This is a genomic window from Xanthomonas sp. LMG 12459 (genome assembly GCF_009192905.1).
Lineage (GTDB): Bacteria > Pseudomonadota > Gammaproteobacteria > Xanthomonadales > Xanthomonadaceae > Xanthomonas_A > Xanthomonas_A sontii.
Genome location: NZ_NSGT01000049.1, coordinates 1 through 14,545, shown reverse-complemented (window position 1 = coordinate 14,545; position 14,545 = coordinate 1). Strand labels below are relative to the sequence as shown.

At 70.6% G+C, this 14,545-nt stretch carries 11 protein-coding genes; 1 reads left to right on the top strand and 10 read right to left on the bottom strand.

Annotation, left to right across the window (positions count from 1 at the left end; genetic code table 11):
• Nucleotides 1-32: 32 nt before the first annotated feature.
• From CEK65_RS12115 to CEK65_RS12070, 10 genes are all read right to left on the bottom strand, one after another.
• On the bottom strand, nucleotides 33-1,604 hold the full coding sequence (locus CEK65_RS12115; RefSeq protein WP_152181885.1) for an APC family permease: 1,572 nt from the start codon (nucleotides 1,602-1,604) through the stop codon (nucleotides 33-35).
• 789 nt (nucleotides 1,605-2,393) lie between these two features.
• Complete coding sequence (locus CEK65_RS12110; protein ID WP_152181884.1) at nucleotides 2,394-4,226, bottom strand: DUF885 family protein; 1,833 nt, start codon at nucleotides 4,224-4,226, stop codon at nucleotides 2,394-2,396.
• Entirely contained in the window at nucleotides 4,223-6,055 is a 1,833-nt protein-coding gene (locus CEK65_RS12105; RefSeq protein ID WP_150411086.1) for a DUF885 family protein, read from the bottom strand. Before CEK65_RS12105 ends, CEK65_RS12110 begins: the two co-directional genes overlap by 4 nt.
• A gap of 82 nt (nucleotides 6,056-6,137) precedes the next feature.
• A complete protein-coding gene (locus tag CEK65_RS12100; protein WP_152181883.1) occupies nucleotides 6,138-7,346 on the bottom strand; it encodes a Xaa-Pro peptidase family protein in 1,209 nt (402 codons plus the stop codon).
• Complete coding sequence (locus CEK65_RS12095; protein ID WP_152181882.1) at nucleotides 7,343-8,935, bottom strand: aldehyde dehydrogenase family protein; 1,593 nt, start codon at nucleotides 8,933-8,935, stop codon at nucleotides 7,343-7,345. Before CEK65_RS12095 ends, CEK65_RS12100 begins: the two co-directional genes overlap by 4 nt.
• 1 nt (nucleotide 8,936) lies before the next feature.
• Nucleotides 8,937-9,842: a dihydrodipicolinate synthase family protein gene (locus CEK65_RS12090; RefSeq protein ID WP_017909351.1), complete on the bottom strand. Its 906-nt coding sequence runs from the start codon at nucleotides 9,840-9,842 to the stop codon at nucleotides 8,937-8,939.
• Nucleotides 9,839-11,209, bottom strand: a complete 1,371-nt coding sequence (locus CEK65_RS12085) for an FAD/NAD(P)-binding oxidoreductase (protein ID WP_152181881.1) — start codon at nucleotides 11,207-11,209, stop codon at nucleotides 9,839-9,841. The genes CEK65_RS12090 and CEK65_RS12085 overlap by 4 nt, the downstream gene beginning before the upstream one ends.
• Nucleotides 11,202-11,450 (bottom strand): (2Fe-2S)-binding protein, encoded by a 249-nt coding sequence (locus CEK65_RS12080; protein WP_193314776.1) that lies wholly within the window; start codon nucleotides 11,448-11,450, stop codon nucleotides 11,202-11,204. The genes CEK65_RS12085 and CEK65_RS12080 overlap by 8 nt, the downstream gene beginning before the upstream one ends.
• Nucleotides 11,447-12,547, bottom strand: a complete 1,101-nt coding sequence (locus tag CEK65_RS12075) for an FAD-dependent oxidoreductase (RefSeq protein ID WP_148828939.1) — start codon at nucleotides 12,545-12,547, stop codon at nucleotides 11,447-11,449. Before CEK65_RS12075 ends, CEK65_RS12080 begins: the two co-directional genes overlap by 4 nt.
• Nucleotides 12,544-13,485: a 4-hydroxyproline epimerase gene (locus tag CEK65_RS12070; protein WP_150411091.1), complete on the bottom strand. Its 942-nt coding sequence runs from the start codon at nucleotides 13,483-13,485 to the stop codon at nucleotides 12,544-12,546. Before CEK65_RS12070 ends, CEK65_RS12075 begins: the two co-directional genes overlap by 4 nt.
• Before the next feature lie 172 nt (nucleotides 13,486-13,657).
• Between CEK65_RS12070 and CEK65_RS12065 the strand changes: the two genes are divergently transcribed.
• Nucleotides 13,658-14,365, top strand: coding sequence for an AraC family transcriptional regulator (locus CEK65_RS12065; RefSeq protein WP_017911046.1), 708 nt, complete (start codon nucleotides 13,658-13,660; stop codon nucleotides 14,363-14,365).
• The last annotated feature ends 180 nt before the right edge of the window (nucleotides 14,366-14,545 follow it).

The window sequence follows — 14,545 nt, the reverse complement described above, 5'->3', positions numbered from 1 at the left end:
CGCCGTTTCTTCGTACACCCAGACGCGACGGGTTATTCCCCGTCGTCTTCTTCCAGTGCCAGTTCCTCCGGACGCAGGCCGCTGCGCGCCCCCCAGTGGTAGCAACCCAAGGCGATCGCGGCCACGCACAGCGTGTCCCAGGGATGCGCGATCCAGCCGCTGCCGCCGAAGGTGCCCAGGCGCGACACCACCAGCACCAGCGCGAAGAACACGATCAGCCACAGCACGCCGCGCACCTGCCGCCACAGCCGTGCGCGGCCGGCGGCGTTGGGCAGGCGGTACAGCACGTACAGCGCGAACATGGCGATCTGCAGGCCGAGCAGCCACGACAGCGTGTTCCAGGTCGACCAATACACGATCAGGCCTGCGACGATGAACGACAGCGGCCCGAGCAGCGCCATACCGCGCAGCCGGAACGGCCGCGGCAGTTCCGGCGCGCTGCGCCGCAACGCGGCCACTGTCACCGGCGCCACCGCATAGCTCAGCACCAGCGCCGCCGACACCACGTTGATCAGCGCCTCCCACGAGGGGAACGGCAGGGTCCAGAACACCGACAGGCCCAGGCTCAGCCACAGCGCCGGACGTGGGATGCCGGAGGCGGCGTCCACCTTGGTCAGCACCGGCATAAAGCCGCCGCTGCGCGCCCAGCCGTAGACCACCCGCGGCGTGGCGTTCATGTAGATATTGCCGGTGCCGCTGGGCGAGATCATCGCGTCGCAGATCACCAGCGCCGCCAGCCAGCCCATGCCCAGCGCCAGGGCGATGTCGTGGTACGGCAGCGAGAACGCCTTGTCGATGCCGCCCCAGCCGTTGACCAGATGTTGCGCCGGCACCCCGCCGAGGAAGGCCAGCTGCAGCAGCACGTAGATCACCGTGGACAGCGCCACCGACAGGATCAGCGCGATCGGGATATTGCGCTGCGGATCGCGCACCTCGCTGGCCACCGACACGATCGGCGTGAGCCCGAGGTAGGCGAAGATGATGCCGCCGGCGGAGATCGCCGCCTCCACTCCGGCCGCGCCGAACGGCGCGAATCCTTGCACTTGCAGGTTGCGCGCATCGAAGTGCGCCATCAGCAGCACGATCACCAGCACCGGCACCAGGAACTTGAACACGCTGACGATGTTGTTGGCGGTGGCGAAGGTCTTGACGCTGTAGTAGTTGAGCAAGAAGAACGCGACCAGCAGCGCCAGCTGCACCAGCCAACCGGCGACGCTGGGATGGGTGCTGCCGGCCTGGTTGAGCCACGGGAACCACGCTGCGGCGTATTGCCGCGCCGCCTCCACCTCGATCGCGATCAGGCTGGAGAACGCGATCAGGGTGATGAAGCCCATCAGCCAGCCGAGCAGCACGCCGTGCGAGTACTCCGGGTAGCGCACCACGCCGCCGGCGCGCGGCAGCGCCGCGCCGAGTTCGCAGTACACCAGGCCCAGCAGCAGCACCGCCACGCCGCCGGCGATCCACGAGACGATGCCGGCCGGCCCGGCGATCGCCGAGACGTGGCTGGCCGAGAACAGCCAACCGGACCCGAAGATCGAGCCCAAGCCGATGAAGGTCAGATCGGTGAGGCTCAAGCGCTTGTGGAACTTGCCTTGTGCGGCCATGGCGTCTCCCGCTGGATTGGTGTCACTGGCGATTCAATGATCTGCGGCGTTCCCTACCCTCACCCCAACCCCTCTCCCGGAGGGAGAGGGGCTTAGCACTCCCTTCTCCCCCCGGGAGAAGGTGCCCCGCAGGGGCGGATGAGGGTCCGGGCGAAGCCTCGTGCAGTTGAAACACCGCATGCGCTTCGCGCCCGACCCTCACCCCAACCCCTCTCCCGGTGGGAGAGGGGCTTAGCACTCCCTTCTCCCTCCGGGAGAAGATGCCCCGAAGGGGCGGATGAGGGTCCGAGCGAAGCCTCGTGCAGTTGAAACACTGCATGCGCTTCGCGCCCTACCCTCACCCCAACCCCTCTCCCGGAGGGAGAGGGGCTTAGCACTCCCTTCTCCCTCCGGGAGAAGGTGCCCCGAAGGGGCGGATGAGGGTCCGGGCGAAGCCTCGTGCAGTTGAAACACCGCATGCGCTTCGCGTCCGAACCCTCACCCCAACCCCTCTCCCGGAGGGAGAGGGGCTTATTGCTCCCTTCTCCCTCCGGGAGAAGGTGCCCCGAAGGGGCGGATGAGGGTAGGAGCGAAGCCTCGTGCAGTTGAAACACTGCATGCGCTTCGCGCCCCGACCCTCACCCCAACCCCTCTCCCGGAGGGAGAGGGGCTTTTACTTCCCTTCTCCCCTCGGGAGAAGGTGCCCCGAAGGGGCGGATGAGGGTACGGGCGAAGCCTCGTGCAGCTGAAACACCGCATGCGCTTCGCGCCCGACCCTCACCCCAACCCCTCTCCCGGGGGGAGAGGGGCTTATTGCTTCGCCGCCTCCTTCGACCAAGGCGACTTTCCACCCTCGGCAATGAACCGGTCGATGCGCTGCTCCAGCACCGGCAGCGGCACCGAGCCCGTCTCCAGCACCGCGTCGTGGAACGCGCGGATGTCGAACTTCTCGCCCAGCGCCTGCTCCGCCTTGCGCCGCAGTTCCAGGATCTTCAGCTCTCCCAGGTAGTACGACAGCGCCTGGCCGGGCCAGGCGATGTAGCGGTCGACCTCGGTGGTCACCTCGTGCTCGCTGAGCGCGGTGTTGTCGCGCAGGAACGCCTGCGCCTGCTCCCGCGTCCAGCCGTCGTGGTGGATGCCGGTGTCGATCACCAGCCGGCACGCGCGCCACATCTGGTAGGTCAGGTAGCCGAAGCGGTCGTACGGGGTGTCGTACATCCCCATCTCCTGCCCCAGGTATTCCGAGTACACCGCCCAGCCCTCGCCATAGGCGGAAATGAAGGTGTAGCGGCGGAAATCCGGCAGGTTGTCCTGCTCGGCCGCCAGCGGCATCTGCAGCGCATGGCCAGGCGAGGACTCGTGCAAGGTCAGCGCAGCGAGGTTGTACAGCGGCCGCGACGGCAGGTCGTAGGTGTTGACCAGGTAGATGCCGGGGCCACCGCGGCCGCCGGTGTAGAACGGCGCCAGGTCCGCCGGCACCGGCTCGATCGCGAAGCGTTGCCGCGGCAGCCGGCCGATGTAGTCGCCGATCTTGCCGTCCACGCGCTTGGCGATCCACGCCGCGTCCTTGAGCAGTTCCTCCGGGGTCTTGGCGTAGAACTTGGGATCGGTGCGCAAATAGTGCAGAAACGCCGGGAAGGTCTGCTGCCCCGGCGGGGTCTTGAAGCCGCTGTCGACGATCGCCTGGTCCATCTCCTTGTGCAGCCGCGCCACCTCCTTCAGGCCCACCGCGTGGATCTGCTCGGGGCTGAGGTCGAGCGTGGTGTATTCGCGGATCTGCGCGCGGTAGTACGCCGCGCCGTCGGGCAGCGATTCGGCGGCCAGCGCCGGGCGTGCCTTTGGCAGGTATTCCTCGCGCATGAAACGCAGCAGCTTGGCGTAGGCCGGCACCACCTGCTGGGCGATCGCCGTGCGCGCCTGCGCGCGCAACTGCGCCTGCAGCGGCGCCGGGATCGTCGCCGGCATCTGCTTGAACGGGGTGTAGAACAGATTGGTCTCGCCAGGCGCCTGCGCGACCTCGGCGATCGACTGGTCGCGGCCCTGCAGGGTCACTTTGGGCTGGGCGAAACCGCGCGCCAGGCCGGCGCGCATGTTGGCGATCTGCTCGTCGAAGTAGCGCGGGATGTCGGCGAGCTGTCCAAGATAGCGCTGGTAGTCCTCGCGGTTGCGCAAGGTGGCGCGCGCAGTGAACCCCAGGTCGCTCCAGAACGCGGAGTCGCTGTTGAACGGCATTTCCCAGGCGCGGAACCGCTGCTGGTCGAGCAGCACCTGCAGTTGCTGGCGATAGACCTGGTAGTTCACCTGGTCCTGCTCCGACAACTGCGCCGGGTCGATTGCATCCAGATCATGCAGCGTCTGCTGCCAGTAGGCGGTGCGCTGCGCCTGGGTGGCCGGATCGACCTTGGGCAGGTGATCGGCGGCCTGTCCCTGCGCGTCCTCGTCGTCGGCGCCGGCGAATTGCTCCTGGCGCCATTTCCACTCGCGCTGGTACAGCGCCTTGAAGCGCGCGCCGGCATCGCCGGCGGGGGCAGCGGCCGCCGGCGCGGCGGTCTTTGCGGGCGCGGCGGCGGCAGCGCCCTGCCAGGCCAGGGTGCACGCGATGGCCAGGGCCAGCGCCGTGCGCAGTCGGGAACGGGAGGTCATCGCGAAATCTCCGGAGTGGCGGGGGTGCCGGCCTGGACCTGGACGATCCAGGCGTCGATGCGCGCGTCCAGCAGGTCCAGCGGCATCGCGCCGCCGCCGAGGATGGCATCGTGGAAGGCGCGGATGTCGAAGCGCTCGCCCAGCGCGCGCCTGGCCTTCTCGCGCAGCGCCAGGATGTCCAGTTCGCCGAGCTTGTAGCCCAGCGCCTGGCCCGGCCAGACGATGTAGCGGTCGGTCTCGGCCTGGATGCTGGGCTCGTCGTCGGACGGATGCGCGTGGAAGAAGTCGATCATCTGTTGCCGCGTCCAGCGCTTGTAGTGCACACCGGTATCCAGCACCAGTCGGTTGGCGCGCAGCAGTTCGCCGGCCAGGCGGCCGTAGTCGCTGTACGGATCGCGGTAGAAGCCCACTTCCTTGCCCAGCCGCTCGGCGTACAGCGCCCAGCCTTCCACGTAGGCGTTGTAGCTGGATTGCTGGCGGAACGGCGGCAGCGGCAGGGTCTGCGCCAACGAGATCTGCAGGTGATGGCCGGGCACGCCCTCGTGATACGCGGTGGCCTCGATGTTGACCAGGGTGCGATGCGCGTAATCGCTGGTGTTGACCATCACCAACCCAGGCTTGCTGCCCTGCGCATCGCTCTGCCAGTACTCGGCACCGGGCGCGGTGGCGCGGAACGCCGGCATCGCGCGCACCTCCAGCGGCGTCTTCGGCAGCGTACCGAACAACGTCGGCAGCTTCGGCTGCATCTGCGCGATGTCGTCGCGGTAGCGCTGCAGGATCTGCTCGGACGAAGTGGCGAAGAACTTGCGATCATGGGCCACCGCCTTGCGTAGCGCAGCCAGATCGGCATAGCCGAGCTGCTTGGCGATGACGCCCATCTCGCCCTCGATGCGCGCGACCTCGGCCAGGCCGGTCTGGTGGATCTGCTCGGGCGACTGCTCGGTGGTGGTCTGGGTGTGGATCGCGAAGCGGTAGCGGCGCGCACCATCGGGCAGCGACCACAGGCCTTCGTGGGCACGGCCCTGCGGCGCGTATTCGTCGGCGACGAAGTCGGCGAGCTTGCGATAGGCCGGGCGCACCTGCTGGTCGATCGCCGCGATCATCGCCGCGCGCAGGCGCGGCCGCTCGGCCTCCGGCACCGCCGCGGGGAACTGCTGCAGCGGGAGCGCGAACGGACTGTCGGCACCGGCCGGCGCGGCGATCTCGCGTACCTGCGCGGGAATGCGCTCGAGCAGGTACTTCGGCTGCACCAACCCATCCCTGGCGCCGGCGCGCGACAGCGCCACCACCTGGTCGAGCAGCGCCGGGATCGCCTGCAGGCGCTTGATGTAGTCCTCGTAGTCCTTGACGCTGGCGAACGGAAACGCCTGCGCATAGCCCGGCAGCGCCACCTGGATGCCGCCGACCGGCTCCAGCGGCATCTCGTCGTTCTTCAGCGCGATCGCCTCCAGCCGGTCGCGCAACTGCCGCTGCATCATCTGCAGGCTCAACTGCTCCTGCGCCGACAGCGCCTTGCGGTCGATCGCATCGAAGCGCGCCAGGAACCCAACAGTGGCCTGGCGTTCGGCTTCCAATGCGGCCGGCGAATAGTCGCTCCAGCGATCGTTGTAGCGGCTGTCGCCGATGATGCTGGCGAACTCCGGATGGTGTTCGAGCTGATACTGCCACTGCGCGTCGAGCAGCGCGGCGAAGGCCTGCGACGGCGAGGTGCTTGCCTTGGCCGGCGCCGTTGCCGCCGGCGTGGAAGGCGCCGACGGTGCCGACGGCTGACAGGCACTCAGCAGGGCCAGTGCCAGCATGCCGACGACGGGCAGACGGATGTGCTTCATCGAGGAACTCCGCAGGGCGGCACGCGCCCGTGACACACCGCGGCGGCCGCCGCGCAAACGTGGCAGGCGGCCGCCCTGCGCATCAGGCGAACGGCCGGTCGATCGCCGGCGACGGGGGCGTGAACCACTGCGCGCCGTCCTCGGTGACATAGAAATGATCCTCCAGGCGCACGCCGAACTCGCCCGGCACCACGATCATCGGCTCGTTGCTGCAACACATGCCCGGGGCCAGCGCCAGCGCATTGCCGCGCACCAGGTACGGCGCCTCGTGGATGCTCATGCCGCAGCCGTGGCCGGTGCGATGCGGCAGCCCCGGCAGCTGATAGTCCGGGCCGAGCCCGGCACGCTGCAGCACCTTGCGCGCGGCCTCGTCCACCACCGCGCAAGCCACGCCCGGCCGCACCGCGGCGAAGGCCGCCGCCTGCGCGTCGTGCTCCAGTTGCCAGATGCGTCGCTGCTTCTCGCTGGGCTCGCCGAAGATGTAGGTGCGGGTGATGTCGGAGTGGTAGCCCTGCACCGTGCAACCGGTATCGATCAGCACCAGCTCGCCCGGGCGCAGCGCCTGCACGCCGGGAATGCCGTGCGGATACGCGGTGGCGTGGCCGAACTGCACGATGCAGAAGGTCGAGCCGTTGTCGGCGCCGAGCGCGCGGTGCGCCTGGTCGATGAAGCGGGTCAGTTCCGCGGTGGTGATGCCTTCGTGGATCAGCCCGGCGGCTAGCCGCTGCACGTGCAGGGTCATGTCGCAGGCCTGCTGCATCAGCGCCAGTTCCGCCGGCGACTTGCGCATGCGGCAACCGTCGACGATGGCCGCCGCATCGCGGATGGCGATCCGCCCCAGCACCGCCGTCAGCCCGGTGTGCACCGCAAAGGCCACGCCCGGGTCAAGCGCCAGGCTCTGCGCGTCCAGTTCCAGCAAGGCCTCGGCGACCAGCGCGTGCGGATCCTCGTGTTCCTGCCACAGGCGCTTGCGCACCGGCACCGACAGCACCGCGTCCAGCGAGCCTTCCTCGAACGCCGGGCAGATCAGCAGCGGATCGCCTTCGGCGGTGAGCAACATCGCCACCAGGCGCTCGCTGGCGCCCCACGGCACCCCAGTGAAGTAGCGCAGCGAGGCGCCGGCGCCGATCAGCAGCGCGTCGGCGCCGTGCGCGCGCATCAGCGCACGCGCAGTGGCCAGGCGTTGCCGGTACTCCTGCTGATGGATTGCCGGCGCGCGGTGCGGCCACGGCGCCAGTTGTGCGTGCGCCTGCTCCAGGGTCAACCCGCCGATCTGGGCCTGCTCGCTCATGCGCGCGACTCCACGTCGGCGGTGCTCCAGCTGCCGTCGATCAAGCGCTGCACGCCGCCGGGATTGCGGTCGCGCAGCAACGGCGGCAGCAGCGCGTCGGGCACGCCGTCGTAGCTGTGCAGCGCGGCGAAGCGGCGGATCGCCGCGGGCATGCCGACCGCAGTGAAGCCCGGATGGCCGGTGCTCGGATACGGGCCGCCATGGTTCATCGCCGGGCTCACCGCCACGCCGGTCGGCATCTTGTTGCAGATCAGGCGACCGACCCGCGGGCGCAGCGCCGCGGCCAGCGCGGCGAAGGCCATGTCGTCGCTGCCATCGGCGGCGCGATAGAGCGTGCCGGTGAGATTGCCCTCGAAGCTGCGCGCCAGGGCGGTCAACTGCCCCAACCCGCCGCCGCGCACGATCAGGCTGACCGGGCCGAACGCCTCGGTCTGCAGCGCCTCGGGCTGCTGCAGGAAGGCCTCGGCCGACACTTGCAGCAGGGTCGGCGCATGCCGATAGCCGGGGCCGGCATCGGCCTCGCCACCGGCCAGCACCGTGGCGCCGGCATCGCGCAGCGTGCCCACGCTGCGCTGCAGGTGCTCGAGCACGCCGCGCGAGAACAGCAGCGCCGGCGCAGCCACGGCGAAATGCGCGGTGGCTGCAGCGACGAAGGCATCGCCGGCCTCGCCCTCGGGCACCACCACGATGCCCGGGTTGGTGCAGAACTGGCCGCTGCCCATGGTGCAGGAGGCGAAGAACTCCTGCGCCAGCGCCGCACCGCGTTCGGCCAGCGCGCCCGGCAGCAGGAACACCGGATTGACGCTGGACAGTTCGACATAGGCCGGCACGCCGGCGCGGTCGGCGGCGCCCTTCAGCGCCAGCCCGCCGGCGCGGCTGCCGGTGAAGCCGATCGCGCCCAGCCGCGGATCGCCGGCCAGCTCCAGGCCCAGCGTGCTGTCGAAGTGATACAGCAACTGCACCGTCGCCGCCGGCAGGTCATGCGCCAACAGCGCCTGGTGCGCGAGCTGGGCCAGGCGCTGGCTGGTGGCCGGATGCGAGGGATGCGCCTTGGCGATGACCGGGTTGCGTGCGGCGATGGCCGAGGCGAAATCGCTGCCGGCCACCGCGTTGAACGCGAACGGGAAATTGTTCGGGCCGAACACCAGCACCGGCTTGTGCAGCGGCCCCAGCTGCGCGCGCAGGCCGGCCGCGGTGTCGATCACCGGCTGCGCCCAGCTGTGGCTGCGCACTGCCTGCGCGGCCTGGCGCAACTGCCCGCTGGCGCGCGGCAGTTCCACCTTGGCCAGGCGCGGCTCCACCGGCAGGCCGGTTTCGGCGTGTGCCAGCGCCACCAGACGTTCGACGTCGGCGTCGATCGCGTCCGCATACGCATCCAGGAACGCCGCGATGCGTTCCGGAGCGGCCGCGGCCAGCGCATCGGCACTCAGCGCCGCCGCGCTCAGCGCCGCTTCCAGGTCGGCGGCGCCGCTGATCGGGAACGACGGACCGAACTCGCTCCCGTCGCGCGGATCCTCGGCGCGGAAGCTGCCGCGCTCCTCCAGCGAGGCCTGCCAATGGCCGGCCAGCAACAGCGGTTGCGTGCTCATCTCAGTGCCCGGGATGAGTGGCGATGGCGTGGTCGATGACCTTCAGCGCGGCCTCGCGCTCGGCGCCTTCCAGCACCAGCCGCGGCGCGCGCACGCGCTCGCTGCCCAGGCCGACCTTCTCCTGCACCAGCTTGATCAGCTGCACGAACTTGGGCACGGTGTCCAGGCGCAGCAGCGGCAGGAACCAGTCGTACAGCGCCTTGGCCGCCGGATAGCCGCCGTCGCGGGCCAGCTCGAACAGCTTCACCGACTCCTTCGGATACGCGTTGACCAGGCCGGCGATCCAGCCCTTGGCGCCCATGCTCAGGCCTTCGACGATCGCATCGTCCATGCCCACCAGCAGCACCAGGCGGTCGCCGAGCAGCTCGCCCAGCGCGGCGAAGCGACGCACGTCGCCGGAGGATTCCTTGACCGCCTGCAGGTTCGGGAATTCGGCGGCCAGCTCGGCGATCTGCGCCGGGCTGAAATCGGTCTTGTAGGCGATCGGGTTGTTGTACAGGATCGCCGGCAGGTCGGTGGCGGCGATCACCGCGCGCATGTGCGCGCCCATCTCGCGCCAGTCGGTGGAATACACGTACGGCGGCAGCACCATGAGGCCACCGCAGCCGACCTGCTTGGCCGCCTGCGCCAGGCGCACGGCCTCGTCGGTGGACAGCGCGGCGATGCCCGGCACCACCGGGATGCGGCCGTCGACCGCCTGCACCAGGGTCTTCAGGATCGCCAGCTTGTCGTCGAAGCTCAGCGTCGCGGCCTCGCCCAGCGAGCCCAGCGGCACGATCGCGGTGCAGCCGGCGTCGATCATGAGCTGCGCATGCTTGGCCAGGAACGCGTGGTCGATGCTGCCGTCGGCGTTGAACGGGGTGGTGATGGCCGGCAGCACGCCGTACCAGAAGGAAGCCTTGCTCATGGATGTACACCTTGTGGAGAGTTGCGAAGGGATGCCGCGCGCGACGGCGCGGCGCAAGCGGTGTCCGGACCGGGGTCCGGACAGGGATGGGCCAGCGCGTCCAGCCGCGCCGGGAACAGCGGCGGCCGGCGGCCGTCGTCGGAGAAATCGGCGGCGCGCGCGGTCAGGCCAAGCTCGGTCAGCGCGCTGCCGCAGATGCGGCCCTGGCAGGCGCCCATGCCGCAGCGCGAGGCCAGCTTGGCATCGCGCAGGTCGGCATGGCCCTGCAGCGCGGACAGCGGCACGTCCTCGCAGCGGCACACCAGCGTGTCCGGCGCGGCCAGCACGTGGATGCGCGGGTCCAGCGCGAACTGCCGCTGCAGCAGTTCAGCGAAGGCGCGCGCGCTGCGCCGCTGCGGCTGCAGCGCCTGCGCAGCGGCGTCCTGGCCGGCGGCCAGGTGGCCGGCGATCGCGCCTTCGACGCGCGCGCAATCGCGCCCGCCGATGCCCAGCGCCTCACCGGCGGCATAGACGCCGTCGACGCTGGTGCGCAGTTGCGCATCCACCGCCACGCACGGATGCGCGCCACTGCGGCCCAGCCGGCAGCCCAGCAGTTGCGCCAGTTCCACGTTCGGCACCAGGCCATAGCCCACCGCCAGGTGATCGCAGGCGAGACGGCGGCGGCCGCGCGGGCCGTCGAGTTCCACCTCCTGCACGCGGCCCTCGCCATACGCGGCCAGCACCACGCTGCCGGCGTGGTAGCCGACCCCGGCCAGCTGCATGCGCAGCGCCAGCGCTTGCAGCGCCTTGTCCGGCCAGCGCAGCGGCAGCTGCGCGGCGAATGCGGCCAGCGCGCGCCACGACGCCTGTTCGACGATGCCCAGCACCTGCGCGCCGTGGCGATGCAGCGTCGCCGCCGAGGCCAGCAGCAGCGGCCCGCTGCCGGCGACCAGCACGCGCCGCCCGCGCAGCGGCCAGCCCTGCTTGGCCAGCGCCTGGGCGCCACCTGCACCGGTCACCCCAGGCAGGGTCCAGCCCGGGAACGGCAACAGCAATTCACGCGCGCCGGTGGCCAGCACCAGCGCGTCGTAGCCCAGCCAGCGCGGGCCATCGGGGCCATCGGTGAGCAGCTGCCGGTCCTGCGCCAGCAGCACCTGGGTCTGCGGCAGGAAGGTCACCGCGCTGGCCGCCAGTTGCGCCAGTGTGCGCGCGGCCAGGCGCGGCGGCGCCTGGGCCACGTCGTGGCGCCAGATCTGCCCACCGGCACGCGCCTGCAGATCGACCAGGCCGACCCGGCGGCCATGCCCGGCCGCCGCCAGCGCCGCCGCCAGCCCGGCCGGCCCGGCGCCGATCACCAAGACCTCGAAGTGGGTGCGCGGCTCAGCCATCGGTCCACACCTGCATGCCGTCGCGCGCCGGGGTGATGCAGGCGCGCAACTGGCCGACGCGGTCGATGCGCACCCGGCACTCGGCGCACACGCCCATGCCGCACAGCGGCGCGCGCGGCTGGCCGCTGCGCGAGCGGCGGAAATGCGTGGCGACCTGCGCCACCGCCGCGGCCACGCTGATGCCGTCGAGCACTTCGACATCGCGGCCGTCGACCTGCAGGCGCAGCATGCGCGCGCTCATGCCAGCGCCCGCGCCGGCGCGTACGGCGCCGCGTCGATGGCCGTGGGCCGCTGCAGCAATTGGTCCAGCAGCAGGCGCGCACTGCCCAGCGCCGTCGTCACGCCCAGGCCCTCGTGGCCGGCCGCGACCCACACGTCGCGCCGCTCCGGCACCGCGCCCAGGTACGGGCGTCCGTCCGGCGTGGCCGGACGCAGGCCGGTCCACACCCGGATCGCCTGCAGTTGCCGCAGGCCCGGCAGGAACGCGAAGGCGCGCTCCAGCATCCGCTGCAGCATCGGCATCGACACTGTGCGGTCGGTCGCATCGAATTCGCGCGAGGAGCCGATCAGGAGTTGCCCGGTCGGCCGCGGCTGCACGTTGAACGCCACGCTGCTGCCGTCGCTGCCGTGCGCGCTGTCGGCGTAGCCCAGTTCCAGCAATTGATGGGCGACGAAGCCCGGATAGCGGTCGGTGATCACCAGTTGCCCTTTGCGCGCGCGCATCGGCAGTTCCGGCAACAGCTCCGGCACGGCGCAGCCGGTGGCGACCAGCACCGGGCCATGCAGCGCGCTGCCGTCGTCCAGACGCACGCCGGCATCGGCCAGCGCAGTGGCGCGACGCCCGGCGTACAGCTGCGCACCGGCGGCGCAGGCACGCTCGACCAGGTAGCGCGCCATCCGCGGCGGATACACCACCGCCTCGGCGGCCACGCGCATGCCGCCGGCCAGGCCCGGCACCAGCGCCGGCTCCAGTTGGTACAAGCGCTGCGCATCGAGCGCTTCGGCGTGCACGCCGGCCGCGGCCAGGCGCTGGATCTTGGCCGGAATCGCCTCCAGTTCGCGCGCCTCGCGCGCCACCCACAGCGTGCCGCAGCGGCTGAACTCGGCCTCCGGCAGCGGCGCGAATTCTTCCCACAAACGCAGCGAGTACGCCGACAGCGCCAGTTCCGCCGGATCGTCGTCCATCGCCACCAGGTGCCCCATCGCCGCGGCGGTGGAACCGCCGCCGATGCTGCCCGACTCGACGATCGCCACGCGCAGGCCGGCGGCCGCCGCCGCATCGGCGCAGGCCGCGCCGACGATGCCGGCGCCGACGACGATCAGGTCGAAACCGCTCATGCGGCGCCGATGCCCCAGGCGAACGGATCCTGCGGATCGATCGACAACTGCGCGCGCGCAGTGATGTAGGCCTGCCCGGTGATGCGCGGCAGTACCCCGCGCGCACCGGCGGTGTAGCTGCCCTCGAACACGCTGCCGAGGATGCCCTGCTGCCGCCACACCTGGCCCGCCGCCAGCTTGCCGTCGGCGGCCAGGCACGCCAGCTTGGCGCTGGTGCCGGTGCCGCAGGGCGACCGGTCGTAGGCCAGGCCCGGGCACAGCACGAAGTTGCGCGCATCGGCGCTGGCGTCCGGCGCCGGCCCGTTGATCTCGATGTGGTCGATCTCGCCGCCGTCGGCGCCGCGGATGCCCGCCGCCTCCAGTGCCAGCCGCACCGCCTCGGTGTAAGCGGTCAGCGCGCGCTGGTGGCGCAGTTCCAGCGCGCACGGCGTCTGTTCGGTGATGAAGAACCAGTTGCCGCCCCAGGCGACGTCGCCGCGCACGCGCCCGTACTCGGGCACCTGCACTTCGACGCCGGTGGCGTGGCGGTAGCTCTCGACGTTGTCGACCGAGACGCGGCCGTCGGCGTGCAGTTCCACGCCGACCGTGCCCACCGGCGTCTCGATGCGGTGCGTGCCCGCGCTCAGCCGGCCCAATTCGGCCAGCGTGCGCACCAGGCCGATGGTGCCGTGGCCGCACATGCCCAGGTAGCCGACGTTGTTGAAGAAGATCACCGCCGCGCAGGCATCGGCGGCCACCGGCGGCAGCAACAGCGCGCCGACCATGGTGTCCGAGCCGCGCGGTTCGCAGGCGATGGCGCTGCGCCAGGCGTCGAAGCGCGTGCGGAACAGCTCCCGGCGCTCGGCCAGGGAACCGGTTCCCAGATCGGGGAAGCCGGAGACGACGACACGGGTCGGTTCGCCGGCGCTGTGCGAGTCGATGACATCGAGTGTATGCATGGAGCCATGCTCACATTCGGCACCGCCGCCGGCTAGCAGCGTTTGCCTGTCGCCAATGCGGAAGTTCGCACAACCCGGCGACGCCCGCCGGTGCCGACTTAGGCTAGCATCGGCATTCGGGGGACGCGCGGCGGCGCGCCCGCACCGCCGCCCACTTCCGCAGGTGAACGCCATGGACACTCTGATTTCGGCACTGGAACTGCAGACGCTGTTCGACGCCCTGCCGGACGTGGTGTTCTTCGTGAAGGACCGCGACGGCCGCTACACCCACGTCAACCTGACCCTGGTGCGGCGGCTGGGCAAGAAATACCGCGCCGACCTGATCGGCAAGTCGGCTGCGGACGTGTTCCCGCTGCCGCTGGGCGGCAGCTACCTGATGCAGGACCGGCGCGTGCTGTGCGGCGAGGTGATCGAGAACCAGCTGGAAGTGCACTTGTTCCCGAACCGCACCCCCGGCTGGTGCCTGACCTTCAAGCGCCCGCTGTGCGAGGGCGAGGAGGTGATCGGCGTGGTCGGCATCTCCCGCGACCTGGGCCAGCCGGACAGCCGCCATTCCGCCTACGAGCGCATCAGCCGCGCCATGGAACACATGCAGGCGCACTACGGCGACAACCTGCGCGTGCAGACCCTGGCCGACCTGGCCGAGCTGTCGGTGGCGCAACTGGAGCGGCACTTCCGCCGCGTGTTCCAGCTGACTCCGCAGCAACTGCTGACCAAGATGCGCATCGAAGCGGCGATGCGCCTGCTGCACGGCGACGACAGCATCGCCAGCATCGGCCAGCTGTGCGGCTTCGCCGACCAGAGCGCCTTCGCCCGCCAGTTCAAGGCCACCGTGGGCATGACCCCGCGCGACTACCGGTCGATGAAGGGCAAGCTGTGAAGAGCTGGGAATTGGGAATGGGGAATCGGGATTGGTTTTTTGGCTGAATGCGGGCGTTGGGATCGCGACGCTGTTGAGGCTGTCGCAGGAGCAGTTTCGACTCCCCAGGAACACCCGCGCCCACAGTGACAAGCCCCTCTCCCTCCGGGAGAGGGGTTGGGGTGAGGGTGCGGCGGAGCC